This window comes from Paraburkholderia azotifigens (assembly GCF_007995085.1).
GTDB classification, from domain to species: Bacteria; Pseudomonadota; Gammaproteobacteria; order Burkholderiales; family Burkholderiaceae; genus Paraburkholderia; species Paraburkholderia azotifigens.
The window spans coordinates 384,980-402,101 of record NZ_VOQS01000003.1 but is presented as its reverse complement, the minus strand read 5'-3'; the positions used below and the strand labels follow the sequence as shown (position 1 = coordinate 402,101).

15 protein-coding genes are annotated in these 17,122 nt (G+C 62.9%); 12 read left to right on the top strand and 3 right to left on the bottom strand.

Annotated features, from left to right (window positions below; translation table 11 throughout):
* Positions 1-81 precede the first annotated feature (81 nt).
* Positions 82-1,389 carry an MFS transporter gene (locus FRZ40_RS18960; RefSeq protein ID WP_028370772.1) on the top strand — a complete coding sequence of 436 codons (1,308 nt, stop codon included), beginning with the start codon at positions 82-84 and terminating at the stop codon, positions 1,387-1,389.
* 820 nt (positions 1,390-2,209) lie between these two features.
* On the opposite strand, the gene FRZ40_RS18955 is transcribed toward FRZ40_RS18960, so the two are convergent.
* Positions 2,210-3,118 carry a DMT family transporter gene (locus FRZ40_RS18955; RefSeq protein WP_147236734.1) on the bottom strand — a complete coding sequence of 303 codons (909 nt, stop codon included), beginning with the start codon at positions 3,116-3,118 and terminating at the stop codon, positions 2,210-2,212.
* Positions 3,119-3,238: 120 nt separating this feature from the next.
* On the opposite strand from FRZ40_RS18955, the gene FRZ40_RS18950 reads away from it, so the two are divergent.
* The 6 genes from FRZ40_RS18950 (at position 3,239) to FRZ40_RS18925 (ending at position 9,933) form a co-directional block, all read left to right on the top strand.
* Entirely contained in the window at positions 3,239-4,126 is an 888-nt protein-coding gene (locus FRZ40_RS18950; protein ID WP_147235150.1) for a LysR family transcriptional regulator, read from the top strand.
* A gap of 248 nt (positions 4,127-4,374) precedes the next feature.
* Positions 4,375-5,046 (top strand): hypothetical protein, encoded by a 672-nt coding sequence (locus FRZ40_RS18945; protein ID WP_028370775.1) that lies wholly within the window; start codon positions 4,375-4,377, stop codon positions 5,044-5,046.
* 243 nt (positions 5,047-5,289) lie between these two features.
* Positions 5,290-6,120 carry an arylamine N-acetyltransferase family protein gene (locus FRZ40_RS18940; RefSeq protein WP_028370776.1) on the top strand — a complete coding sequence of 277 codons (831 nt, stop codon included), beginning with the start codon at positions 5,290-5,292 and terminating at the stop codon, positions 6,118-6,120.
* Positions 6,121-6,129: 9 nt separating this feature from the next.
* The gene (locus FRZ40_RS18935; RefSeq protein WP_147235148.1) at positions 6,130-6,807 is read left to right on the top strand and encodes a methyltransferase family protein; all 678 of its coding nucleotides are present in this window, start codon (positions 6,130-6,132) and stop codon (positions 6,805-6,807) included.
* Positions 6,808-7,588: 781 nt separating this feature from the next.
* Positions 7,589-9,310, top strand: coding sequence for a ubiquinone-dependent pyruvate dehydrogenase (gene poxB / locus FRZ40_RS18930; protein WP_147235145.1), 1,722 nt, complete (start codon positions 7,589-7,591; stop codon positions 9,308-9,310).
* A gap of 365 nt (positions 9,311-9,675) precedes the next feature.
* Positions 9,676-9,933 (top strand): hypothetical protein, encoded by a 258-nt coding sequence (locus FRZ40_RS18925; RefSeq protein ID WP_028367733.1) that lies wholly within the window; start codon positions 9,676-9,678, stop codon positions 9,931-9,933.
* A gap of 93 nt (positions 9,934-10,026) precedes the next feature.
* Here FRZ40_RS18925 and FRZ40_RS18920 read toward each other — a convergent pair whose 3' ends face one another.
* Positions 10,027-10,824: an alpha/beta hydrolase gene (locus FRZ40_RS18920; RefSeq protein ID WP_147235143.1), complete on the bottom strand. Its 798-nt coding sequence runs from the start codon at positions 10,822-10,824 to the stop codon at positions 10,027-10,029.
* Positions 10,825-10,921: 97 nt separating this feature from the next.
* The gene (locus FRZ40_RS18915) at positions 10,922-11,284 is read right to left on the bottom strand and encodes a DUF4148 domain-containing protein (protein ID WP_147235142.1); all 363 of its coding nucleotides are present in this window, start codon (positions 11,282-11,284) and stop codon (positions 10,922-10,924) included.
* Positions 11,285-12,142: 858 nt separating this feature from the next.
* On the opposite strand from FRZ40_RS18915, the gene FRZ40_RS18910 reads away from it, so the two are divergent.
* The 5 genes from FRZ40_RS18910 (at position 12,143) to FRZ40_RS18890 (ending at position 17,073) form a co-directional block, all read left to right on the top strand.
* Entirely contained in the window at positions 12,143-12,985 is an 843-nt protein-coding gene (locus FRZ40_RS18910) for a transporter substrate-binding domain-containing protein (RefSeq protein WP_193567035.1), read from the top strand.
* A gap of 115 nt (positions 12,986-13,100) precedes the next feature.
* Positions 13,101-13,823, top strand: coding sequence for an ABC transporter permease (locus tag FRZ40_RS18905; protein ID WP_028367737.1), 723 nt, complete (start codon positions 13,101-13,103; stop codon positions 13,821-13,823).
* Positions 13,824-13,838: 15 nt separating this feature from the next.
* On the top strand, positions 13,839-14,591 hold the full coding sequence (locus tag FRZ40_RS18900; protein ID WP_147235140.1) for an ABC transporter permease: 753 nt from the start codon (positions 13,839-13,841) through the stop codon (positions 14,589-14,591).
* A 21-nt stretch (positions 14,592-14,612) separates the two neighbouring features.
* Positions 14,613-15,404 carry an ABC transporter ATP-binding protein gene (locus tag FRZ40_RS18895; RefSeq protein ID WP_028367739.1) on the top strand — a complete coding sequence of 264 codons (792 nt, stop codon included), beginning with the start codon at positions 14,613-14,615 and terminating at the stop codon, positions 15,402-15,404.
* Between the two features lie 61 nt (positions 15,405-15,465).
* Positions 15,466-17,073: an HAL/PAL/TAL family ammonia-lyase gene (locus FRZ40_RS18890; RefSeq protein WP_147235138.1), complete on the top strand. Its 1,608-nt coding sequence runs from the start codon at positions 15,466-15,468 to the stop codon at positions 17,071-17,073.
* Positions 17,074-17,122 lie beyond the last annotated feature (49 nt).

The following is a 17,122-nucleotide window of genomic DNA, read 5'->3' as shown; positions in this document are numbered from 1 at the left end:
CCATGCGGCGACCCGCATGCGCCGGGAAACGGCTGTGTCTGACGTTGACCTATCAACCGTAGCACTTGGAGGAGCAGGAGCATGTTGAATTCATCGATTTCGGACAGTGCGGGTATCGCGCGGCGCAAGACGCCGCTCAACCGGTCGCAGATTGCCGGCTTTTGGGGCGCGTGGGCGGGGTGGACGCTGGACGGCATGGACTCGTTCATCTACGCGCTGGTGCTAACGCCGGCGCTCACCGAGTTGCTGCCGCGCTCGGGTTACGCGGCGACGCCGGCGAACGTCGGCCTGGCCGGTTCGATTCTGTTTGCGCTGTTCCTTGTCGGCTGGGGGCTGTCGTTCATCTGGGGGCCGCTTGCCGACCGCTTCGGCCGCACGCGCGTGCTGGCGGGCACGATCTTCACGTTCGCGATCTTCACGGGCCTGTCGGCGACGGCGCATAACGTGTGGGAGCTGGGCATCTATCGCTTCATTGCGGGCGTGGGCATTGGCGGCGAATGGGCGCTGGCGGGCACGTACGTCGCGGAAGCGTGGCCGGAGGATCGCCGCAAGATGGGCGCGGGCTATCTGCAGACGGGCTATTACGCGGGCTTTTTTCTGGCGGCTGCACTCAATTACACGATCGGCGTGCACTTCGGCTGGCGCGCGATGTTCCTGACGGGCGCGGTGCCCGTGGTGATCGCGATCCTGATTTTGACGCGCGTGAAGGAATCGGAGAAATGGCAGCGGGCGGAAGCGCGCGACGTGGTGCACGTGAAGCCGATGCGCGAGATTTTCGGGCCGACGTATCGCCGCCGGACGTGGGTGATGTGTGCGCTGCTGACGATTGCGATCATTGGCTTGTGGGCGGGCGCGGTGTACGAGCCGTCGGCTGTGATCCAGCTCGCGACGCGTGCGGGTATGGCGAAGCCTGAGGCGACGAAGATGGCGTCGATGGCGACGGGGCTGCTGTCGATCGGCACGATCCTCGGCTGTCTTGCGTTGCCGCCGCTTGCTGAGCGGATTGGGCGCAAGAAGACGCTGGCGGTGTATTTCGCCGGGATGGCGGTGGCGATTATTGGCAGCTTTGGCTGGGCATTTTATTTGCCCAACGGGTTGGCGCCGTTTATTGCGTGGCTGTTTGTGCTTGGGTTCTTTGGCGGCAATTTTGCGCTGTTTAGCTTGTGGTTGCCTGAACTGTTCGAAACCCGCGTGCGGGCGACGGCTTTTGCTTTCTGTACTTCGTTCGGACGGTTTGTCGGAGCAGGCGTTAATTTCTTGCTGGGCGCAGCGGTGTTGAGCATGCATACGCTTGGGGTGCCTGTTGCGCTGACCGCGCTCGTTTTTATTGTTGGGTTGTTTGTTATTCCTTTTGCTAAGGAGACTAAAGGAGACGTGCTGCCGCAGTGAGTGCTTTTTTATTGCTGGCATCCGCGTTTTCGTATCGGTGCTTCGGGCGTTGCCCCTGTGCGGGGCGGCACCTACTTTTCTTTGCAGCGGCAAAGAAAAGTAGGCAAAAGAAAGCCGCTCACACCGCCAGTGCTAGTGGTTGCCTGCGGGCCCCCTACGGGTCCCGCACTCCACACGGCAACACGCTATTTCATGTGCGTTGCCAGCGCCTTTAACAGGCGCATCACCCTCTCCAATCTCTCATAGCACAGCCAGCGGCAGCGATCCGTCTGCGCGGCCCAGGTGGCAAACGGTGTGTAGGTTCTCGCACCTTACGCGTTCGCGCTTCTACGACACCGATCCCGCTTTTCAGTCCGGAGTGGTGCACTTGCGTCGAGACGGCCTACACACAGTTTGCCACCTGGGCGGCCGGGGACTTCCTGGTAACGCGGTCCGTGACGCGGGAGTGTGGAGTGGGGGATGCGAATCCAGGAGCGCTGGCAACGAGCATTGAGTAGCTCAGCGCCGCGTGGAGTGCGGGACCCGTGGAGGGCCCGCAGGCAAACACAAGAATTGGCGGTGTGAGCGGCTTTCTTTTGCCTACTTTTCTTTGCCGCTGCAAAGAAAAGTAGGTGCCGCCCCGCACAGGGGCAACGCTAGCGAACCGATACGGCATCGCGGATGCCGGGGGTGTCAGTAATTTCGTGTTCAAGGCATATGTTCTCCTGAGGAGCATGATATGCCTTGAACACGAAATTACTGACACCCCCCCACCGATACGAAATCGCGGATGCCAGCGAAAAAAAGAATGGCGACTGCGTCGCAGACAAAACAAAAGAACCTAACGGCGCACGGCCAGAACCCTAAACACAGACACCAAAGGCCACCCAAGATTAACCCCAAGACTGGCGACGACGATAAGCACCATCCCACTCATCTGCGCGATGGAAAGAGCGCGCCCATACACGATGGCATCGACGGCAATCGCCGTTAGTGGATAAACAAAAAGCAGCACAGCAATAACGGGCGTAGTGAGCTTGGGCAGCGCGCCATAAATCAGCACATACGAAAGCCCCGTGTGCAACACGCCCATCCCGATCAACCAGAACCACTGCGAAAGCGCAATATGCTCCGCGCCCAAAGGCGCAATAAACGGCAAACACACGACACCAACAGCACACTGCGCGAGCGTCAGCAAATGCGGCCGCAAATCGCCGAGACTTTTGGCAATGAGCGTCACGCTCGCATATAACACCGATCCTGCAAGCGCCTCGCCAATCCCGATCAGATAGCTCGTGTGACCCTGCAACGAACCCGCCGCCGCAACGCCCGATGCGAGCACGAGTCCCACGAACGCGGTCGCGATCCACCCGAGCCGGTCGACGCCCAGCTGCTCGTTGAATAGCGCCGCGCCGATCAGCACGACCCAGAACGGCTGCACATGAAACACGACCGTCGCCACCGCAATGCTCGTGCGATGAATCGCATCGAAGAAACCGACCCACTGCGTCACCATCAGCACGCCCGAAATCGCCGCCAGCAGCACCGTGCGTCGCGTGAAATGGCGGCGCGCGAAATAGCCCTTCCACGCGCAATACGCCGCTAGCGCCAGAAACCCGAACAGGCAGCGGAAAAACACGAGCGTCAGCGCACCGAGCCGCGCTTCCTCGACGAACACGCCAATCGTGCCCATCAGCAGGCCGCCGCTCGCGAGCGTCAGCGCGCCTTGCTGGCTCCGGCTAAGCGACAGGGGCGACAAAGACATGACAGCACTTCCTCGACGACGTTGAATGCATCCGAGTATCCGTGCGTTGCCTTCGCTTCACAAACGAATAAAATTGAGAAATTCCATAAGCTGGATTGATGAATCATGCATCCCGAGTTCGATGTCGATTTGCTGCGCACTTTCGTCGCCGTCGTCGAGACGGGCAGCTTCACGAAGGCGGCCGTCACCGTGCACCGCTCGCAGGCGGCTGTCAGCATGCAGGTCAAACGGCTCGAGCGAATGCTCGGCACGACGCTTTTTGCCCGCGACACACGCAATCTGTCGCTGACGCGGCCGGGCAACACGCTGCTCGAATATGCGCGCCGCGTGATCGATCTGCACGAGGAAGCGTGGTCCGCGATCGTGCGGCCTGAAGTGACGGGGCGCGTCGTGCTCGGCGCGCCGGACGATTACGTGTCGTCGCTGCTGTCGCCCGTGTTGCGGCGCTTTTCGAACCTGTATCCGCATGTCGAGATCGAGATCGTCTGCGCGCAAAGCACCGCGCTCGCGCCGATGCTCGCCGACAACAAGATCGATCTCGCATTCGTCACGCGCGACCGCAAGCTGCGCGGCGAATTCGTGCGCAGCGAGCCGATGGTGTGGGCGGGCGCATCCGTGGATACACCCGTGCTCCACGTATCGCCGTTGCCCGTGGGGCTCTACGAACCGGGCTGTGTTGCGCGCACCAACACGCTCGCCGCGCTCGACCGCGCGCGCGTCCGCTATCGCGCCGCGTATAGCAGCGCGAGCCTGAGCGGACTGGTCGCGACCGTCGATGCCGGCCTCTCCGTGATTGCGCTGACACGCTGCAGCGTGCCGTCACGGCTCGCGATTCTCGGCGTCGAACACGGATTGCCCGTCATCGAGCCGCTCGATATCGTCGTCGCGCGCAGTGCGAAATCGGACCGTCCGACCTGCGACTATCTCGCCGCGCAGATGGTGCAGGATCTGTCGGTGCGTGCGTCCGCACGCGAGGCTCGCGTCAGGGCGTAGCGATTGCATGCGGCGCTTACCCCATAGTCCGCGCGAACGCGCCCGGCATGCGCAACGGGTGAGGCTTTCCAGGAGCAGGCCCGCGTTTTGCCGTGCGATATCGCGTCTGACGAAAGCGCGAACGCGAGCCGCATGTGCCTGTCGAAGCGACACAAGGGGAACGCGTCCGGACACGCCGGGTTCCGGACATGTCGAGACGAACGTCGCGATGACCGACAGGCATCCGACACCTGACAGGAGGGCCAGCCATGAAGACACGCATTCTTTCCGCCGCGCTACTCGCCACCGGTTTCATCGTGAGCAGCGCGAGCTTCGCGCAACTGAACCTGCAACAGTTCGGCATCGGCGGCGGCAATTCGTCGGGCAACGCGGGCGCAGCGGCTTCGTCGGGCGGGATCGGGCAACTGCTGCAAAGTTACGTCGGAGCGAATCAGCAGGTGTTGAGCGGCCAGTCGAGCCTCGCCTCGGCGATGGGGCTCTCCAGTGCCGCGAGCCAGGCGCAGCAGGCGTCGGGCTTGTTGAGCGGCGGCACGCCTTCCGTGAGCCAGTTGTCGCAGGTGGGCAGCACGCAGCAGTCGTTGTCGCAGACCTTGACGCAGGCGTTCGCGAGCCGCGGCTCCGATTCGTCGACGCCCGTCGACAAGCAGGCTTTTACTAACGGCCTCACGTCGCTCGGCCAGGGCGTGAGCCAGTATTCGAGCCTGCAATCGAGCCTCGGCAGCATCGGGCAGATGAGTCCGTCGTCGTTGCTGCAATCGGGCATGAATCCGCAGTCGGCGCAGGCTGCGTCGTACATCGCGCAGTCCGCGCCTGGGCAGTTGCAGTCGCTGGCATCGACCCTGAGCGCTGCCGTACAGTTCGCGACGAGCCACGGCATCAGCGTGCCGTCCATCGCGACCTCGGCCCTCAAGGGCTTCTGAACCGCACGCGTGAAGCACGGGGGGCGCGCTTCATTGCCGCGCCTTGCAAGCCATCTTGCGCCGCAACGCGCGATGCGATGATCGCGAGCGTCCATTTCTTCGCTTGCGAATGGGCTTTCGCGCGTGAGGGCATCGCGCACGGCGCTCGCCGATGGCGGTACGCTGTCGCTGCGAACCCTGCATTGCGCATACAACAACCACATGACCGACGGGCAACACGACCCGCGACAACAGGAGCACCGGATGTCCAGCACTCTCGATCTCGACCGCTATTTCAGGCGTATCGGCTACACGGGGCCGCAGGCCGCGACCCTCGACGTGCTGCGCGATCTGCAACGCCTGCATCCGCTCGCCATCCCGTTCGAAAACCTCGATCCGCTGACGGGCCGCCGCGTGAACCTCGAACTACCCGCTATCGTCGACAAGCTGATCGAGCGGCGGCGTGGCGGCTACTGCTTCGAGCAGAATGGGCTGTTCGCGCATGTGCTGATGCAGCTCGGCTTCGACGTGACGCCGATGATTGCGCGCGTGCTGTGGGGCCGCGAACCCGATGCGATCACGCCGCGCACGCATATGCTGCTGCGCGTGACCGTCGACGATCAGCCGTGGATCGCCGACGTCGGCTTCGGCGCCGTTACGCTGACTTCGCCGCTGCGCCTGCAGGCGGGCGTCGTGCAACAGACCACGCACGAGCCGTTCCGGCTCGTCGATGCACCGGACGGCGCGTTCGATCTCGAAGTGCACTCGGGCGAGACGTGGCTCAAGACCTATCGCTTCGATCTGCACCGCGCGGAGTGGGTCGATTATGAAGTGTCGAACTGGTTCACGTCGATGCATCCCACGTCGTTCTTCACGACGAGTCTCGTTCTGTGCCGCGTGACGCCGGAAGGGCGGCTGGCGATGTTCAACGACCGGCTCACCGCGCGTTCGAAAGACGGCGAGGCGATCGAGCGCCGCATCGAAAGCGCGCATGAACTCGAAACCTGCCTGCGCGACACGTTCCTGATCGAGCTCGGCGATATCGACGTCGCGGATATTTACCGGCGCGTGTCGACGCAAGGCGCGGCGTCATAGGTTGACGCCATGATTGCGCGGCTCATTGTCCAGACGGTGCTGTGGCTCGCGGGCATGGGCGCCGTGCTGTTCGGCGCGGCGGGCACGCTCGCATGGCCTGGCGCGTGGTGGTATCTGTTCGAAATGGGCGCGCTGGGGCTGTGGATCGGCGTGTGGCTCGCGCGCTACGATCCCGCGCTGCTCGCCGAGCGGCTTGGTTCCTTTGTTCAGCGCGAACAGAGCGCGTGGGACAAGTTCTTTATGGTGTGCGTTCTGGTCGCCTGGTGTGCGTGGCTCGTTCTCATGGCGCTCGATGCCGTGCGCTTTCACTGGTCGTCGATGCACCCATCACTGCACGTTGTTGGCGTGCTTGCTATTCTCGTCAGCATGGTTGCGATGCGGTCTGTGTTTCGCGCCAACAGTTATGCCGCGCCTGTCGTGAAGATTCAGTCTGAACGCGGGCATAAGGTGAGTGACAGCGGTCCGTATGCTTATGTGCGGCATCCTATGTATGCGTGGGCGATTCTGTTTCTCGTCGGCACGCCGTTGGCGCTTGGGTCGTGGGTTGGTTTTTTTTGCGTGCCGCTGCTGGTGGCCGGGTTGGGTTATCGCGCTGTGCTGGAAGAACGCATGCTCTGCGAGCGGCTTCATGGTTACGCTGAGTACGCTGCGCGGGTGAAGTATCGGTTTGTGCCTTATTTGTGGTGATTTTTTTTGTTTGTCTGCGACGGTAGTCGCCGTTTTTGGTTTTTGGTTTTGATGGCATCCGCGATTTCGTATCGGTGCTTCAGGCGTTGCCCCTGTGCGGGGCGGCACTTACTTTCTTTGCCGCCGCAAAGAAAGTAAGCAAAGAAAGCGGGCTAACCCCGCCAATCCTAGTTGTTGCCTGCGGGCCCCCCACGGGTCCCGCACTCCAGACGGCAACGCACTGACTTATGCCCGTTGCCAGCGTGCTAACTCACGCCTCACCCGCTTCGCATGCCCGCGTCACGGAACGCGTTACCAGAAAGTCCCCGGCCGCCCAGGTGGCAAACGGTGTGTAGGCCGTCGCGATGGAAGTGCACCACTCCGGACCGAAAAGCGGGATCGGTGTCGTAGGAGCGCCAACACAGGCGGTGCGACAAGCTACACACCGTTTGCCACCTGGGCGGCGGTGACGGATTGCCGCCGCTGGCTGTGCTACGGGTGACTGGAGCGGGTGATGCGCCTGTTAAAGGCGCTGGCAACACGCGTGGAAAAGTGAGTTGCCGTGTGGAGTGCGGGACCCGTAGGGGGCCCGCAGGCAGAAAGAAGTGTTGGCGGTGTGAGCGGCTTTCTTTTGCCTACTTTTCTTTGCCGCTGCAAAGAAAAGTAGGTGCCGCCCCGCACAGGGGCGACGCATGAAGTACGGATACGAAATCGCGGATGCCAGCGAAAAAAAAACAACAAAAAAACCAAAAACGGCGACTGCGTCGCAGACAAAAAAGAACCCCTTTTCCAAGGAACGCTCATGGCAAAGAACACAATTGCAGACTACCTTGCAAAAACCCTGGCCGCCGCAGGCATCAAACGCATCTGGGGCGTCACAGGCGACAGCCTGAACGGCCTGGCGTTCAGCCTCGATCAGGTCGGTTCGATCCGCTGGATGCACACGCGCCACGAAGAAGCAGCCGCCTTCGCCGCAGGCGCCGACGCAGCCTCGAGCGGCCAGCTCGCGGTCTGCGCAGGCAGTTGTGGCCCAGGCAACCTGCACCTGATCAATGGCCTCTACGACTGTCATCGCAACCAGCAACCCGTGCTCGCAATCGCCGCACACATTCCGTCGACGGAAATCGGCCTCGGCTACTTCCAGGAAACGCATCCGACCGAAGTCTTCAAGGAATGCAGCCATTTCGCCGAGCTGGTCGTCAACGCGTCGCAGTTTCCGCGCGTGCTCGAACGCGCGATGCGCACGGCCATCGAGGAGCGCGGCGTCGCCGTGATCGTGCTGCCCGGCGATATCGCGCTCGGCGAAGGGCCTTCACATGCGCCCGTGTGGAATCCCACGGCGCCGTCCGCGATCCTGCCGCCCGATAGCGAACTCGCACGCCTCGCGACCATGCTCAACGACTGCGAAGCCGTGACGATCATGTGCGGCAGCGGCGTCGCGGGCGCGCACGACGAAGTGGTGAAGCTCGCCGATACGCTCGGCGCGCCCATCGTCCACGCGCTGCGCGGCAAGCAGTTCATCGAATACGACAATCCGTTCGACGTCGGCATGACGGGCCTGATCGGCTTCAGTTCCGGCTATCACGCGATGATGTCGTGCGACGTGCTGCTGCTGCTCGGTTGCGATTTTCCGTACCGGCCGTTCTATCCGCCTGAGGCGAAGGTCGTGCAGATCGACTGGAAAGGCTCGCAACTCGGACGTCGTGCGCCGCTCGCAATGGGCCTCGTCGGCACCGTGAAGGAAACCGTCGCCGCGCTGCTGCCGAAACTCAAGCGCAAAGACGACCGCACCTTCGTCGACATGGCCACGGCCCACTACGAAGAAGCGCGCCGCGACCTCGACGAACTCGCGACGCCTTCCGATCCCGGTGTGCCGATTCATCCGCAGTACCTGACGCGCATGATCGACGAAGCGGCAACCGACGACGCGATCTTCACAGCCGACGTCGGCACGCCCACGCTGTGGGGCGCGCGCTATCTGACGATGAACGGCAAGCGGCAGCTGCACGGCTCGTTCAATCACGGCTCCATGGCCAATGCGATGCCGCAGGCGCTCGGCGCGCAGGCAGCGCATCCCGGGCGGCAGGTGGTGTCGCTGTCGGGCGACGGCGGGCTGTCGATGCTGCTTGGCGATCTGCTCACCGCGCGTCAGCTGGATCTGCCCATCAAGGTCGTCGTATTCAACAACAGCCTGCTCGGTTTCGTATCGATGGAGCTGAAAGCGGGCGGCTACCTCGACACCAACGTCGATTTGAGCAAGACCGATTTTGCGCAGATCGCGAAAGGTGCGGGCATTTTTTCGCTTCGCGTCGAGGAATCGGAAGAACTGCCCGGTGCACTGAAGGAGGCATTCGAGCATCAGGGGCCGGCGCTCGTCGATGTCGTCACGGCGAAGCACGAACTCGCGATGCCGCCCGCCATCGAAATGTCGCAGGCCAAGGGCTTTAGCCTCTACATGCTGCGCGCGATCCTCAATGGCCGCGGCGACGAGATCGTCGAACTGGTGAAGACCAATTTGCGCTGATCGATTACGCGGCGCGCTTCTCCCGCCGATGCGCGCCGCATCGCAAGCGGCGACGGGGCATTGCAGTCTCGTCCCAAAGGTCTATAACTGAAGCAGCAGTGCGGACCTTCTTTTTGCGCGGCCGATAGTCAAACGATTAGAAACCGGCGTTTTTCGCGTCGTGCTGCGCCGCCCGACAGACTCGGGGGCTGTGAGGCAATCAAACGCATGCACAATAAGGGCACGTTGCAGTGTGGGTGGCTGCGGCGCGCGATTTCGCGCTTGCGGATATCGGTCGAAACGATGCAGATGATGCAGGCGCTGATGGGCGTCCGGCGAATCGCAATGCCAGGCGTGGCGATTCGTCTGCATGGAAGGAGTTCGACATGAAGATCCTGACGGCGTTACCCCTGGCGGGCGCGTTGTTGATGGCGATCCCCGCCGCGACGTGGGCAGACGATATGGCACAAAGCAGCGAACCGTCGAAGGCCACGATGCAGAACAATGCAAACGCGTCGGCGCAGGCGACGACGGATATGTCGTATGGCGGCGCGACGGATACGCGTACCTCTTCAGGCCTGCCGATGCAGCATGCGCGCCGTTGCGCGACGGGACCGGAGTGCAACATCTACTTCGGCAACTGACCTGGTCACCTGCACATGAAAGCGGCGCGCCTTTCGGGCGCGCCGCGTCATTTCCGCGGTTTGCTTGCGTGCTTGCTGCGCGGGCGATGACCGTTACTGCTGTTGCGCGTGCTTCGCAGCATCTTCGATCACAGCCGCCACCTGCTGCGGACGCGATTCGTAGACCGAGTGGCTCGCGCCCGGAATCACCGTCGTGTGGCTATGCGCGCGTTCGTAGTACCAGCGCTCCAGATCGGGATTGATGATCTGGTCGGCGCCCGCGACGATGCCCCAACTCGGTTTGGTCGTCCATGCGGCCGCCGTCAGCGGTTGCGAGAACACCTTCGCGGCCGTCGGCATCTGCGAATGCGCTTCGAATTGCGCCTGTTTCAGCGGCAGATCGGCGGCGAAGTCTTTCGGAAACACGGACGGATTCAGATACGTGTAGCCGTCATCCGTCTTTTCGATCGCGCCCGCCTGCTTCGACGTATAGCTGGGTTTGCCCTTGCCGAGCGCGGCTTCGTCTTCGCCGACATTCGGCGCATGCGCGGCGACGTACACGAGACCGACCACATGTGAATCGACGCCTGCTTCCGTAATCACGGAGCCGCCATAGCTGTGACCCACCAGAATGGTCGGGCCGTCCTGCTGATCGAGCACGCGTTTAGTCGCAGCGACGTCGTCGTCGAGCGAGGTCAGCGGTTCCTGCGCGACGCTGACGTGATAGCCATCTTTGGTGAGGATGTCATAGACGGGCTTCCAGCCCGAACCGTCGACCCATGCGCCATGCACGAGAACAATGTTCTTCACGGGTGCGTGCGCCGCCTGGGCGTCCTGCGCCATCGCGCCCGAAGAAGCGAGAAGACCGGTCGACAATGCAAGTGCCGCAGCGATGTACAACGAGCTTTTCACAAGAGACTCCGTCAATCAGATACAGGAAGCAGGCCAGAAAGCGATGCGCGCGCGACCCTGCGCGTGACAGCGGCGGCGCAGGGTCAGGTGCGCGCCATTAGCTGCCGAAGAAGATGTTGCAGTAGCTGACGGGGCCGACGCACGCGTTGCTGTTCATCGCGCTGCGAGCCGGCTTGCCCGCTGATGTGCCAGACGAGGTGGACGTTTGCGCCACGCCGCCGACTGCATCGTTCGACAGTTTCTGGTTGTCCTGCGCGGCAATCTTCGCTTCCGCAGCCTGGATGTCGGCGGGGTAGTTGATGTCTTCGCCGACGCCCGGCCGGTAGCCGGCCTTTTCGACGCGAACCAGGTCGGCGCGGACTTCGGCGCGCGTGACGGGGCCGTTCGATTGCGCGAAGCTCAAAGCGGGAGCGGCGAGTGCGGCGGCTGCAACTGCGAGGCCAACAAAGATCTTCTTCATGATGTAACTCCAGATGAGTGTGTTCAGTCTTCCGATCCGCTCGAGTAAAGATCCAAATAATGATTCGGTATCCTTAACAAACGGCGTTCAATTCGAACGGGCGGGTTAGCTAAGAAACGTCGTTAAAGCTGCTGCATGAACTGCTGTCGTAAAGCTGTCTGGTCTTGCCCTGCTTGTGAATCCTGTTTCGATTTCGCTTGCTACATTGAGGCAAACACTGCGACTTCGAACTTCATTCCCGGCTAGCCAAACTTTTTTTCTTGCGTGGATCGGGGCCTTCAGATCGGCCGCCGAATTCTCTTCATCAGATCGGCCAGCTAATGCATGCAATGTAGTGCGGCGACGGCGCGTGCTCCAGCCGTACATCCGCACGAGCGATGACCTACTATCGTTGAATCATCTGAACCTTCGGATGACGCGGGCGCGGCCGCGTCATCCCCCTGTCTGACGCCATGCCGCTGCACGGATATGGCGATCGTGCCGAAGGTCTTCGCCCGCCATACCAACGTATGAGGCGGATGGCTCCGCGAAAGGTCGCTTTCAACACTGCAAGGATCGCGGGGCGTCGGGCCGGTGCGCGCCAGCACGGTGCACGGCGGGCACGCAAATCGCCAACCTGTCTAGTCAGCTGCACCGTGCTGGCGCAGCGTTTCCGATTGCCCGTGTGGCTCGAAATAGAGATCTGAGCCCCTTGGCGTAAGGGCATACCCGAACAATTCAATTATTTTCGGGAAATTCAGTTGCGATCATTTTTGACCTCATGCAGACTTGTCTATACATGTCCGGCGCGCATCGAGCGAAGGGCCCGTTCAGACGAAAAGGAGATTCGACGTGAAGGTGAAGAAGGCAGACCGCACTATGTTGTCGAAGGTAATGATGGGCGTGGTCCTGACGGCCACGGCGCTGGCCGGCGCGCCCGCTCAGGCGAAGGAATGGAAGTCCGTGACCATCGCGCTGGAAGGCGGCTACGCGCCGTGGAATCTCACGTTGCCGGGCGGCAAGCTGGGCGGCTTCGAGCCGGAACTGGTGGCGAACCTGTGCCAGCGCATCAAGCTGCAGTGCAACCTGGTTGCCCAGGACTGGGACGGCATGATCCCCGGCCTGCAGGCAGGCAAGTTCGACGTGCTGATGGACGCCATCTCCATCACGCCAGAGCGCGAAAAGATCATCGCGTTCTCGCGGCCGTACGCAGCGACGCCCGCGACCTTCGCTGTCTCCGACACGAAGATCCTGCCGAAGGCATCGCCGAGCGCTCCCGTCGTCAAGCTGACGGGCGACGCGAAGACCGATCAGCCGACCGTCGACGGGCTGCGCAAGCAGCTGAAGGGCAAGACGATCGGCATCCAGTCGGGCACGGTCTACACGAAGTTCATCAACGACGGCTTCAAGGACATCGCGACGATCCGCGTGTACAAGACCTCGCCGGAACGTGATCTCGATCTGGCGAACGGCCGCATCGACGCATCGTTCGACGATGTGACCTACTACGCCGCCAACGCGGACAAGAAGGAAGCGACGCAGATCTCGATGGCGGGTCCGAAGATCGGCGGCCCGATCTGGGGTCCGGGCGAAGGCCTCGCATTCCGCAAGCAGGATGCGGACCTCAAGGCGAAGTTCGACACGGCCATCGCCGATGCATTGAAAGACGGCACCGTGAAGAAGCTCTCCGACAAGTGGTTCAAGACCGACGTCACGCCTTGACGGGCAGCCGTATGCGCGTGCTGCTATCGCGCGCTTGTTTCGAACGGCCTGTTGCGATGCTGCGCGATGTAGCGTCCAGCAGGTCATCAGCGAAAGCAGGGATGAGGAGTAGGCCATGGCTCTGATCGAGACGCTCGGCTTCGGGCAGGACGGCTGGGGCGGCGTATTGCTGCTCGCGGCATTGATGACCATCGCGTTGACGCTCGCGGCGCTCGCAGTGGGCGCCGTGTTCGGCGCGATCGTCGCGGCGGCGAAGCTGTCGCGCTTCCGCACGGCGCGCGTGGTCGGCGATCTGTACACGACGGTGTTTCGCGGCGTGCCCGAACTGCTCGTCATCTATCTGTTTTACTTCGGCGGCTCGACGCTCGTGACGACGGTGGGCCAGTGGTTCGGCGCCGAAGGCTTCGTCGGCGTGCCGCCGTTCGTGATCGGCGCGCTTGCCGTCGGCATGATCTCGGGCGCGTATCAGGCCGAGGTGTATCGCGCGGCCGTGCTGGCCGTGTCCAAAGGCGAACTTGAAGCGGCACGTTCGATCGGCATGCCGACCATGACGATGGCCCGCCGCATTCTCATTCCGCAAGTGCTGCGCTTCGCGCTGCCCGGCATCGGCAACGTGTGGCAGCTGAGCCTGAAAGACTCCGCGCTGATCTCGGTGACAGGCCTCGCGGAACTGCTGCGCGCAAGCCAGATCGCAGCGGGATCGACGCATCAATACTTCCTTTTCTTCGTTGTCGGCGGTGCGCTGTATCTGGTGATGACGGTCTTCTCGAACCGCGTCTTCAACCACGCAGAAGCCCGCGTGGCCCGATCCTTCCGGCGCAACTTCGCGCGTAACTGACGACGGAGCGCCACCATGACTTTCGATTTCGACTTTCTGTTCGACACGCTGCGCCAGCTGCTTGCCGCCGTGCCGACTACGCTGGGTCTGTTCTTTTCATCGCTGGTGCTGGGCGGCCTGCTGTCGCTCCTGATCGTGACGATGCGCGTGTCGCCGCACTGGCTGCCCAACCGCTTTGCGCGTGCGTACATTCTCGTGTTTCGCGGCTCGCCGCTGCTGATCCAGATGTTCCTCGTCTATTACGGGCTCGGTCAGTTCGGCGTGATCCGCGAGAGCTTTCTGTGGCCCGTGCTGCGCGAGCCCTATGTGTGCGCGGTGCTGTCGCTTGCGCTGTGCACGGCGGGCTATACGGCGGAAATCATTCGCGGCGGCCTGATGGCCGTGCCCGTCGGTCAGATCGAAGCGGGTTATTCGATCGGCCTGTCGGGCTTCTCGCTCCTGCGCCGCATCATCGGTCCGATTGCGTTGCGCCAGTGTTTGCCCGCGTATTCGACGGAAGCGGTGCTGCTCGTCAAGTCGACCGCGCTCGCGAGTCTCGTCACCGTGTGGGAAGTGACGGGCGTCGCGCAGCAGATCATCCAGCAGACGTATCGCACGACGGAAGTGTTCATTTGCGCCGCGCTGATCTATCTGTTCCTGAACTTTGTCGTCGTGCGTCTGCTCGGCCTGCTCGAACGGCGTCTGTCGCGGCATCTGCGCGCGAGGCCCGTGAACGTCGCGCCGCGCGCGATGCCGCCTGCCACCGAAGCACGTCGTGCCGCACCCTGACGGCCCATTCCGGAGAATCTCATGAACGCTACGGCACCCGTTGCATTGTCGGTCCATAACATTCACAAGTCGTTCGGCGACCATCACGTGCTGAAGGGCATTTCGCTCGACGCGCACGAAGGCGACGTCATTTCGATTCTCGGCGCAAGCGGCTCGGGCAAGAGCACATTCCTGCGCTGCCTGAATCTGCTCGAAACGCCGGACGACGGCAGCGTCGCGCTGGCGGGCGAGACATTGAAGATGAAGCGGCGCAAGGACGGCAAGCTGCAGCCGGACGACCGCAAGCAGGTCGATCGCATCCGCTCGCAACTCGGCATGGTGTTTCAGAACTTCAATCTGTGGTCGCACATGACGGTGCTCGAGAACCTGATCGAGGGGCCGATGCGCGTGCAAAAGCGCAGCCGAGCGGAAGCCGTCGAAGAAGCGGAAGCGCTGCTCGCGAAAGTGGGTCTCGCGGAAAAGCGCGGGCATTATCCGGCGCATCTGTCGGGCGGCCAGCAGCAGCGTGTCGCAATTGCGCGCGCGCTCGCAATGCATCCGAAAGTCATGCTGTTCGACGAGCCGACGTCCGCGCTCGATCCCGAACTCGTCGGCGAAGTGCTGCGCGTGATGCGCTCGCTTGCCGAAGAAGGCCGCACGATGCTCGTCGTCACGCACGAAATGGGCTTTGCGCGCCATGTGTCGAATCGCGTGATGTTCCTGCATCAAGGGCAGACGGAATGCGACGGCACACCCGACGAAGTGTTCGGCGAACTCAAGTCCGAGCGCTTCCGGCAGTTCGTGTCGAGCCATCATTCGCGCACCACCAACTGAAGCAACTGGCGCATCCGAAGCAACCGGGCGAAGCAGCATACGTAACGAGAAAGGCAAGATCATGGCTGTCATCCGAACCGAGCGCCCCCTGAACTGGCGCGAGCTGGCCGCGGTTGCGGCGGGCGAGCCGCTCGTATTGTCCGAAGCCGCGCGTGCACGTATCGCGGCGGCGCGTGTGCTCGTCGAGCAGATCGTCGAGCGCGGCATTCGTGCCTATGGCGTGAACACGGGCGTGGGTGCGCTGTGCGACGTGATCGTGTCGCCGTCGGAACAACGCGCGCTGTCGCGCAACATTCTGATGAGCCACGCGGTCGGCGTCGGCGCGCCGCTCGGCGTTGCGGAGACGCGCGCGATCATGGCTGCCGCCGTCAACAACTTCGCGCATGGCCACTCGGGCGTGCGGCTCGACATCGCGGATCAACTCGTCGCGTTGCTCGATGCAGGCTATATCCCCGAAGTGCCCGCGTTCGGTTCGGTCGGCTATCTGAGCCATATGGCGCATATCGCGCTGGTGTGCATCGGCGAAGGCCATGTGCGTCATGGCAGCGAACGGATCAGCGGGCGTGACGCGCTCAGGCGGCTCGGACGCGAACCGCTCGTGCTCGAAGCGAAGGAAGGCCTGAGCCTCATCAACGGCACGCCTTGCGTAACGGGACTCGCGGCGCTCGCATTGGCGCGCGCCGAACGCGTGCTCGACTGGACGGATGCGATCGCCGCGATGAGCTTCGAGAATCTGCGCGGACAGCTGGCTGCATTCGATGCCGATTCACTCGCGCTGCGTGTGTCGCCCGGTTTGAATCTGGTCGGCGAGCGCATGCGCAACGCGCTTGCCGAGAGCGGCATTCTGGCGTCCGTAGTCGGGCAGCGCACGCAGGATCCGCTGTCGATGCGCACGATTCCGCACGTACACGGCGCCGCGCGCGACGTGCTCGATGCGACTGCTGAAGTCGTGAATCGCGAACTCGCGTCGATCACCGACAACCCGATCGTCGCGGGCACGCCGGATGCGCCGCGTGTGTATTCGCAGGCGCATGCTGTCGGCGCATCGATCGCCCTCGCAATGGACAGTCTCGCGACGGCCATCGCGCAGGTCGCGGCCATGGCCGAGCGGCGTCTCGACCGGCTCGTGAATCCGCTCGTGAGCGGCTTGCCCGCGTTTCTCGCGGAGCCGGGCGGCACGTGCTCGGGCTTCATGATCGCGCAGTACACGGCGGCCTCGCTCGTCGCGCAGAACCGGCGTCTGGCCGCGCCCGCGAGCCTGGACGGCGGCATCACGTCGGGCCTGCAGGAAGACCATCTGTGTCACGCGACACCCGCCGCACTGAAGGCGCTGGAGATCGTCGACAACACGGGCCGCATCATCGCGATCGAACTGCTGGCCGCCGCGCAGGCCTATGATCTCCAACCCGTCGACGCAGCCCGCGCGCCGCACACGGATGCGTTGTGGCGGCGCGTGCGCGCCATTGTGCCGACGTATCGCGATGATCGCCCGCTGGCCGACGACATGGCCGTTGCGTTCCGGATGATCGGCGAAGCGGCGCCGCCGTTGCCGCCTGCTGCGGGCAACGTGCCGTCATCGACGGCGCGCGGCGATCAGGCGGGCTTCGCCGTGCATGCCGCGAACGACCCGACGGGCGCCGCGCAGCACGCGCCGCAATCGGCTGCATAAGAGACGTTCAAGGAATGTACAAAGACTGTGCGCCACTCACGAGGTCGAC